8 protein-coding genes are annotated in these 8,342 nt (G+C 56.9%); 2 read left to right on the forward strand and 6 right to left on the reverse strand.

The genetic code is table 11. The features are described 5' to 3' along the window. Nucleotides 1-48: 48 nt before the first annotated feature. Together WB650_RS23035 and fdhA are read left to right on the forward strand one after the other, a co-directional pair. Nucleotides 49-1,518 carry a catalase gene (locus WB650_RS23035; protein ID WP_423962187.1) on the forward strand — a complete coding sequence of 490 codons (1,470 nt, stop codon included), beginning with the start codon at nucleotides 49-51 and terminating at the stop codon, nucleotides 1,516-1,518. 66 nt (nucleotides 1,519-1,584) lie between these two features. Further along, entirely contained in the window at nucleotides 1,585-2,769 is a 1,185-nt protein-coding gene (gene fdhA, locus WB650_RS23040; protein WP_423962188.1) for a formaldehyde dehydrogenase, glutathione-independent, read from the forward strand. Nucleotides 2,770-2,868: 99 nt separating this feature from the next. On the opposite strand, the gene WB650_RS23045 is transcribed toward fdhA, so the two are convergent. The 6 genes from WB650_RS23045 to WB650_RS23070 all read right to left on the reverse strand — a co-directional run bounded on the left by WB650_RS23045 (nucleotide 2,869) and on the right by WB650_RS23070 (nucleotide 8,333). After that, nucleotides 2,869-4,701 carry a carbamoyltransferase gene (locus WB650_RS23045; protein WP_422304480.1) on the reverse strand — a complete coding sequence of 611 codons (1,833 nt, stop codon included), beginning with the start codon at nucleotides 4,699-4,701 and terminating at the stop codon, nucleotides 2,869-2,871. Between the two features lie 6 nt (nucleotides 4,702-4,707). Then, nucleotides 4,708-4,857 (reverse strand): DUF5989 family protein, encoded by a 150-nt coding sequence (locus tag WB650_RS23050; RefSeq protein ID WP_422304482.1) that lies wholly within the window; start codon nucleotides 4,855-4,857, stop codon nucleotides 4,708-4,710. A gap of 9 nt (nucleotides 4,858-4,866) precedes the next feature. Further along, entirely contained in the window at nucleotides 4,867-5,307 is a 441-nt protein-coding gene (locus WB650_RS23055; RefSeq protein WP_422304484.1) for an SxtJ family membrane protein, read from the reverse strand. Beyond that, nucleotides 5,304-6,254 (reverse strand): hypothetical protein, encoded by a 951-nt coding sequence (locus tag WB650_RS23060; protein WP_423962190.1) that lies wholly within the window; start codon nucleotides 6,252-6,254, stop codon nucleotides 5,304-5,306. The genes WB650_RS23055 and WB650_RS23060 overlap by 4 nt, the downstream gene beginning before the upstream one ends. A 213-nt stretch (nucleotides 6,255-6,467) precedes the next feature. Next, a complete protein-coding gene (locus tag WB650_RS23065) occupies nucleotides 6,468-7,505 on the reverse strand; it encodes a class I SAM-dependent methyltransferase (protein WP_423962196.1) in 1,038 nt (345 codons plus the stop codon). A gap of 9 nt (nucleotides 7,506-7,514) precedes the next feature. Beyond that, complete coding sequence (locus WB650_RS23070; protein ID WP_423962198.1) at nucleotides 7,515-8,333, reverse strand: sulfotransferase; 819 nt, start codon at nucleotides 8,331-8,333, stop codon at nucleotides 7,515-7,517. Nucleotides 8,334-8,342: the final 9 nt, after the last annotated feature.

The raw sequence follows: 8,342 nt of genomic DNA on the forward strand, positions 1-8,342 counted from the left end.
CTGACCGAATTTAAGAAAATCCAAAGCCCATTGACAAGGAGTTCTCAGATGAATGAACCAAAACAACTGACCACCGAGAGCGGCGCACCGGTTGCAGACAATCAGAACTCGCTGACCGCCGGCCCGCGCGGACCGCTGCTGGTACAGGACTGGCAACTATTCGAGAAGCACGCCCACTTTAATCGTGAGCGCATTCCCGAACGCGTCGTCCATGCCAAGGGCTCCGGCGCTTACGGTACGCTCAAGATTACTGGCGACCTCAGCCGCTACACCAAGGCCAAGGCCTTGCAACCGAGCGCGCAGAGCGAGTGTTTCGTGCGTTTCTCATACGTCGCCGGGGAGCGCGGAGCGGCCGACGCCGAGCGCGACCTTCGCGGTTTCGCAATCAAGGTTTATACCGAGGAAGGCAACTGGGATCTGGTCGGCAACAACACGCCCATTTTCTGGGTGCGCGACGCCTACAAGTTCCCCGACTTCATCCGCCAACAGAAGCGCGACCCCAAGACCAACCTCCACAATCCCACCGCGGTATGGGATTGGTTTTCGCTGTTGCCCGAGACTCTGCATCAGGTGACGTGGTTGATGGGCGATCGAGGTCGGCCGAAGACCCATCGGCACATGAACGGCTACGGTTCCCACACTTACAGCTTGATCAACAACAAGAACGAGCGCGTCTGGGTGAAGTTTCACTTCAAGACCATGCAGGGCATCCAGTGCATGACCGACGAGGAGGCCGCGGTAGTCATCGGCGCCGATCGCGACAGCCAACAGCGCGACCTCTTTGGGGCGATCGAGCGCGGCGAGTATCCGAGGTGGCGCTTCTCCGTCCAAATCATGCCGGAAATGGATGCCGAGAAGACGCCCTACAATCCCTTCGACCTGACCAAAGTCTGGCCGCATGGGGATTATCCGCTGATCGATGTCGGCGTCCTGGAATTGAACCGGAATCCCGAGAACTACTTCGCCGAAGTCGAGCAGTCAGCATTCGCGCCCTCGAACGTGGTGCCGGGTATCAGCTTCTCGCCCGACAAAATGCTGCAGTTGCGCATCTTCTCCTACGCCGACGCGCACCGCTATCGGCTCGGCTCACCCAACTACATGGAGCTGCCGGTAAACAAGCCGCGCTGTCCGGTGCACACCTATAGCCGCGATGGCGTCATGCGCTTCGACGGCGATTACGGCGGCGAGGTCAACTACGAGCCCAATAGCTTCGGCGGGCCGGTGGAAGATCACCGATTCAAGGAACCGCCGTTCAAAATCTCGGGCGACGCCGACCGCTACGACCGCTACGACCAGCGCCCGAGCGATGACGACTACACTCAGGCCGGCAACCTGTTCCGCCTGATGACGAAGGACGAGCAAAAAAGGCTGTTCGCCAACACCGACCGCGCTATGAAAGGTGTGCCCGAGGAAATCAAGCTGCGATGGATTCGCCTCTGCGCAAAGGCGGACCCCGAATACGGAAGCGGACTGGCGAAGCAAATGGGCATTGAGCCGAGCAAGGCCATGGCCGCGTAAATAGTACCTGGCGGAAACAACTTGCGAGTTTTGATCACATAGCACTACAGCAAAGGAGATGGTCTCATGGCTTCCAATCACGGAGTGGTTTATTTGAGGCCGGGCAAAGTCGAGGTGCAGAGCATCGATTACCCCGAGTTGAAGACGCCGCAGGGAAAGAAAATCGACCACGGCGTCATCATCAAACCGATCACGACCAACATCTGCGGCAGCGACCAGCATATGGTGCGCGGGCGCACCACGGCGCCGGCCGGACTGGTCCTCGGGCATGAGATTACCGGCGAAGTCATCGAATGCGGCAGCGGTGTCGAATTCATCAGCAAGGGTGACCTGGTGTCGGTGCCGTTCAACGTCGCGTGCGGACGATGCCGCAATTGCAAGGAGCGGCGCACCGATGTCTGCCTCAACGTGAATCCGAGCCGGGCGGGTGGCGCCTATGGCTACGTCGATCTCGGTGGTTGGGTCGGAGGACAAGCCGAGTATGTGATGGTGCCATACGCAGATTGGAACCTGCTCAAGTTCCCAGACAAGGATCAGGCGCGGGCTAAAATCACGGACCTTACCTGCCTTACCGACATTCTGCCGACCGGCTATCACGGATGTGTCAGCGCGGGCGTCACCACCGGCTCGACCGTGCTCATCTCGGGCGCAGGCCCGGTAGGACTTGCGGCCGCATCTGCGGCGTTCCTGCTCGGCGCAGCTGTGGTGATCGTCGCCGACTTCAATCGGGCACGGCTCGAACATGCCCACTCGTTCGGCTGTGAAACAATCGACCTCTCGCAAGGCGGTTCGATCGGCGAGCAGCTGGAGAAAATCCTGCGGGTTCCGGAAGTGGATTGTGCCGTTGACTGCGTGGGCTTCGAGGCCAAGGGACACGGCGGCAAGGACGAGCCTGCAGTCGTACTCAACCAGCTAATGGAAGCGACCCGCGCGGCAGGAGCGATAGGTATCCCCGGCCTGTACGTCACCGAAGATCCGGGAGCCAAGGACGCGGCGGCGAGAAGCGGAAACCTCACGATGCGGCTGGGACTGGGATGGGCAAAGTCCCATTCCTTTACGACGGGTCAGACGCCGGTGATGAAATACAACCGCGGCCTGATGATGGCGATCCTTCACGATCGCATCAAGATTGCGAAGGCAGTCAACGTCGAGCTGATTTCGCTCGGGCAGGCGCCCGAGGCCTACCAGGCGTTCGATTCCGGCGTGCCGAAGAAGTTCGTCATCGACCCGCATCATAGCGTGCGGAACTGAGGCCATCGAACTTATCGCGTATTCAATTGCAGAAGATGCTCCGCCAACCTCCCAAGTAGCGCGAGCGGACGACTCAATTCACTGACCATTGTGAATGATTCAGTCGAGTTCGTAGGTCGCCGCGTATTCACGCTTGGCACCGGAATCTTGCCGCGCTTTATCCAGGAAGCAGTTGCCGATTGCCAACGAATCGATCCCGGTTCCCATAAAGCATCTCCACGCGTCTTCCGGCGTGCATACTATCGGCTCGCCGCGCACGTTGAAGCTGGTATTGACGAGGACCGGGCATCCTGTCCGCTGGCTGAAGGCACTTAGTAACGCGTGGTAGCGCTTGTTGGTTTCGCGATGCACGGTCTGAATGCGCGCCGAGTAGTCAACGTGCGTGACCGCAGGGATCTCAGACCTCACGGTGTTCAGCCGCTCCGTTCCGAACAGCGATAGCTCTTCACTAGTGAGTGCCCGCCGCCGGTCTCTCTTAACGTCGGCGACCATCAGCATGTATGGGCTGTCGTAATCGAGGTCGAACCAGTCCTGTACCTGCTCCCGCAGTACCGAAGGCGCGAACGGGCGGAAGGATTCGCGAAATTTTACTTTCAGATTCAGCGTTCGTTGCGCGGTTGGACTGCGCGGGTCGGCTAGGATCGAACGAGCGCCTAATGCGCGCGGCCCAAATTCCATCCGCCCCTGGAACCAGCCCAGGGCCTTGCCGGCGACGAGCGCATCCACGCTCGCGTTCAAGAGAGTCTCATCGTCGCAGATATCGAACCGCGCACCCACCGCGGCTAGCCGGCTCTCTATCTCCTGCTGCGAAAACGAAGGCCCTAGGTATGATCCGAGCATAAGATCCTGGCCCTTGATTCGACGTGGCTGGTTCAGGAACTGATGGTAAGTCGCGAGTGCTGCGCCGAGCGCTCCACCGGCATCACCTGCGGCGGGTTGAATCCATACATTCTCGAAGCGATGATCGCGCGAGACCTTGCCGTTCGCCACGCAATTGAGCGCCACGCCTCCCGCGAGACAGAGATTCCTGTATCCGGTTTCGGCCGCGAGCGCACGCGTAAGCCTGAGTATCACTTCTTCGGTAACCGACTGGATCGAGGCCGCCAGGTCCATTTCGCGCTGCGTGATCGAAGATTCAGGCTTCCGCGCCGGTCCGCCGAACAGTTGCTCGAACTTCGGGTTCGTCATCCGCAGCCCCACACAATAGTCAAAGTAGCTAAGATCGAGCCGGAACGATCCGTCAGGTTTCAGATCGATCAGATTATTCAGGATCAGATCGCGAAAGCGCGGCGAGCCATACGGTGCCAACCCCATCAGCTTGTACTCGCCGGAATTGACCTTGAAACCCGCGTAATGTGTAAAGGCCGAATAAAGCAATCCGAGCGAATGCGGAAAGTGTATCTCCTTGATCATTTCGAGCCGGTTGTCGTTTCCAATGCTTGCCGAAGTAGTTGCCCACTCACCTACTCCGTCGAGAGTCAGTATCACTGCCTGCCTGAAGGGCGACGCGAAGAATGCCGACGCCGCATGGCTTTGGTGATGCTCGGCGAATAGCAAGCGGTCACCCAAATCGATTCCGCCATTCAATTCCGCGAGGGCGTTACGCAGCATGCGTTTCTGAAAGAGCTTTTCGCGCAACCATATCGGCATCGCAGTACGAAACGACTTGAACCCACGCGGGGCGAAAGCCAGGTAGGTCTCGAGCAGGCGTTCGAATTTCAGAAAGGGCTTGTCGTAGAAGGCTATGTAGTCAACCTCGCTCAGCGAGAGTCCTGACTGTTCCCAACAGAATTCGATCGCGAGCCGAGGAAACCGTGCGTCATGCTTTCTGCGCGTAAAGCGCTCTTCCTGCGCCGCGGACAGGATCTCGCCGTCCTCGATCAAGGCCGCGGCGCTGTCGTGATAGAAGGCGGAAATGCCGAGCACTCGCATGCTGGCTCAGAACAGTGTGTAGATGAAGGGCGCGAGCGCGCTGCTTTGAGTGATCACCAGGAGTGCGCCCATGATCGCGAACACTAGGATCATAGGTAGAAGCCAGAATTTCTTGCGCGCACGCATAAACCGCCAGAGTTCGGCTACAAAATCCATATCGAGGTATTAGAACTGATCTTTCATCGACTCGGGCCGTGGACCGGGGGGCTTGCGAGGTATCCAGTAAGAGGTCTGGCAGGAATCCCACTTCAATCGCAAAACGTCCCTGTTCAGCAGGCGCATTATAAGAGCAAAAGGGACGATGGTCGAAAAGTAAAGGACCGCCATCACAATGGGATTGGTAAGCTTTTGCAACAATTGTCCGAGTCGCTGCCACCACTGATTCAGCGGTCCCAGCAGAGTTGGCCTGATGAGACTGGTGACAAGGAACGCTGTGGCGAGAACTACCGCCCATGCTCGAATCGACCCTCCTCTTCTGAGCGGTGCCATCGCCACCACACCCCAGAAGGCGCTGAACAGAAGGCCAAAGAAGCGATCAGTAGAGCCACGTGAGTTGTTGCCGTGCCCCAGGCGCTCGGGGAAATTCGAGTCGCTCGAAGTCTTCATCGCGGGTGCTTTGCATCCACTAACGGCTCGCCGACCTGTTTCCATAGATAAGCAGCGATCTCCTGGTTGGTCGCCGGCGACGGATGCCGATCAAGCTGAGTGAGCAGTCCGTTCTTCAGATCACGCTCTGGAAAGATAGAAGATAGCGCGATCACATCAAATTGATTCGCCTTCAAAGCCTTCATAATCGTGTTGGCCAACTCATTTTGATCCCATAAGACGATTACAAAACGAGTGCCGTTTTCCTCGAGTAAAGTTCGAGTCCTCTTCAGTACTGCCAAATATAGTGGGAGGTCGGAGGGTTGCGACAGCTTCTCGGAGTGACTTTCGAAGAACCTCACGATCCAGCTCCTGTCGAGCCAACGGCGGCATGTCGCGTAGTCGGCACTATGATACTGTCCGGAGTAACAAGCTTGTTTATCCGGGCATAGATCGTACTTTGGCCCGTCTTCCCACGGCGCACGCCCAGCAACTCGGCGCAGATGATCCGGGATTGCTTCATATATCGCCAGCTCGGGAGTGCCTGCGACACGGCTAATGAAGCCGGTTTCAATCTCCCTAAGCATCTGATGTGGCCCCCAGCCGTCGCCCGCGAAGTTGAACCCCTCGAAGGTGCCTCGTGCCGCTCGCACAAAGTAATAGGGCAGCGTCTGATCGTCCTCGACCCCATGACCAAACATAAAGGAACAACCGAAGAACACTACCCTGTAAGGGCCTCCTTGAACTGATGCAGGAATCTCTCTAAGACCGCTACCACCGAATTTATACGTGACCTTGTCGATCCTCCGACCGCCGAGCGCCTCTTCAAATGCGATCGTCGTATTTGGCACCGGTCGAGAACCTATGTCCATGTCCGCCTGGTTTCGCCTCCATTCGACCGGTTCTGTTCTTGTGATAATGATCTGCGACCGGTTAGCATAGTACATATAGGTTTCGACTAAGCCCATACTAAACAAAACTGAACCACAGACCAGTGCACCGTTGCGGACAGCCTCACGACGAGATAGCACGGCGACTGCTATTGCCCATGCACTGGCTACTAGAAAGAAAACGACAAAGGGAGCCTCGATCGTCGATGACCATCCAAGCAATATGACGCTCGCAACTACAAGAACCGCGATAGTTAAGAGCCTGGATGGTCGCATGCTCGGTGCGGAGTCCTATCCCGTGAGACGTTGCCTGACGCCTGGCATAATCCGCGCGGCGACCTCGGAGAGAATGTCCGACAGCAACAGGTGAGCCTTATCAGCGGAGGTTGGAGGAGGCATCAAAGACGGTGTCCCATAAAGCCTGGTGCGGATGCGGGACGCCTTAAAGTCACTGCACCAGGCGAGGCCGTCGGACCATACACGGTCGGTCTCGAGTCTTGAGCGTCGAATTGCGGCGGCCAGCGCGACCTGAAACCGCCGTTCGCCGAAGTGGGTTCCGATGGCAGCACACTCCGATAAGCGAAGGTATTCGCTTCCCGGCATACCGACCCGCCGCATCATGCGTCGCAGGCCGGCCTGTTGTTGCGCGAATGAGAACTTATACTGGCTCGCAGTCTGCAATTTCTCCTGCGGGATCGGTGTCTCAAGCTGGAACACCACGGACCAGTCGCGACCGGCCTCTATAATGGTGAAATGATCCATGAGAAAGTCCATCACTACCGGAAGATAGAATGCGGTCGGGTGATAGAAATCCTGGTGAATAACTATGGATTTTCCCGGTGTAAGTCGCGGAAAAAATTCGGTTAACACCTTACCGCTGAGAGCAAGCGTCTTAGCCACGTCGACGAATAGTATCTCGATAGGCTCATCCGAGGGCCAACTTTGCTCGAGTAGATCTCCGTCATGAACTTCTATCAGATCAGCGAACTCGGCAGTGGCTCGTCGAAATGTTGCACCGAAAGACTGCCCCATTTCGAATGCTTCACCGAATTGCGCACGAATGAAATCGACCAGGTATGGTTCGCTGGCAATGAAGCTGTCGTAAGCGTCGACGTGACGCCCCACGGCTCGAGGATTGTCCCGCAGGCCCGCGGCAAGGCAGCAGGTGGATGCGCCGCAAAAGGCCCCGAGATCTACTACGGCACCTTCGCCGGCGTATATATATCGCGCTAGTTGGTAGAGCAACTTGCGCTCTTCAAGGCCGAGCAGGCCTAAGGCATAGCTTCCAGCCTTCGCATTTGGATCAAGCCATGGTTTGGCATCTACCATCAAAGGTCGCTACTCAAGGGTCAAAACGAGATTCGAGAACTCGGAGTCTTTTAACTGGCTGACAAGCGCATCGTAGTTCGAGAGCAATCTGGAATATGGGATATTGATGGCCTTCTGAAGGCGTCGGTCATAGCGAAATGTGAAAGGAGCTTCGAGCGCATGCGCGATATCCCACAACGGTCCAGGCGCTGCGGGAATCTCTTCGCGGGAGCCGGCTCTCGCGATGTCTTCGATCAGGCCCTCATAGGAGCAATTGACGACCTTGCATCCGGATGCGGCTTCGAGGAAAGCATCGCGATGATTGACGATAGTCCGCGCACACGCCAGGCATTCTTGAATATCAAGATGGTAGCTGCGATCAATCACGGCGCCATCATAGTTGTGCCAGACACTTCGACGTGCGGCGATGAAAGTCGAAATCGCGCAATGGATAACATTTCTCGTCGTGTGAACAATTGTAGCTCCGCGAGATCGCAGATAACCGAGAATGAATGCAGGAGATGAAGAACTCCAATTTGCCGGCGCGATGTCTCGCAGTTGATTGTATTTGATGTCGACGCCGAAAGCGCGGCTTCGATTTTTCTTATTGCCTTCCCAATGGTTGCGAATGCGATACAGCACAAATTCGAAGTATTTGTCGAGGAGAGATTCGGTTTCGCTAAAAGTGGCGGGAAGGACGCTGCGAAGGGGCAGGCTGCGGCAAAAATTATCCCAGTGAGCAGGCGCCGGGCTTGGCGTCAGCACCTCGCCAAGCATTGCGAGCTGCTCATTGGTATTGAGAATCTCGCGCAATATGTTGGTACCAGTTCGTTGAGCGCCTATCACCACAAAAAGATG

Origin of the sequence: Binatus sp. (SeqCode), assembly GCF_049584895.1 — a bacterium.
In the GTDB taxonomy this organism is placed as follows: Bacteria; Desulfobacterota; Binatia; order Binatales; family Binataceae; genus Binatus.

What these genes read in the sequence shown, in the direction of transcription:
- WB650_RS23035 (WP_423962187.1), top strand. Translation starts at nt 49, where the DNA reads ATGAATGAACCAAAACAACTGACCACCGAGAGCGGCGCACCGGTTGCA.
- fdhA (WP_423962188.1), top strand. Translation starts at nt 1,585, where the DNA reads ATGGCTTCCAATCACGGAGTGGTTTATTTGAGGCCGGGCAAAGTCGAG.
- WB650_RS23045 (WP_422304480.1), bottom strand. Translation starts at nt 4,701, where the DNA reads ATGCGAGTGCTCGGCATTTCCGCCTTCTATCACGACAGCGCCGCGGCC.
- WB650_RS23050 (WP_422304482.1), bottom strand. Translation starts at nt 4,857, where the DNA reads ATGGATTTTGTAGCCGAACTCTGGCGGTTTATGCGTGCGCGCAAGAAA.
- WB650_RS23055 (WP_422304484.1), bottom strand. Translation starts at nt 5,307, where the DNA reads ATGAAGACTTCGAGCGACTCGAATTTCCCCGAGCGCCTGGGGCACGGC.
- WB650_RS23060 (WP_423962190.1), bottom strand. Translation starts at nt 6,254, where the DNA reads ATGGGCTTAGTCGAAACCTATATGTACTATGCTAACCGGTCGCAGATC.
- WB650_RS23065 (WP_423962196.1), bottom strand. Translation starts at nt 7,505, where the DNA reads ATGGTAGATGCCAAACCATGGCTTGATCCAAATGCGAAGGCTGGAAGC.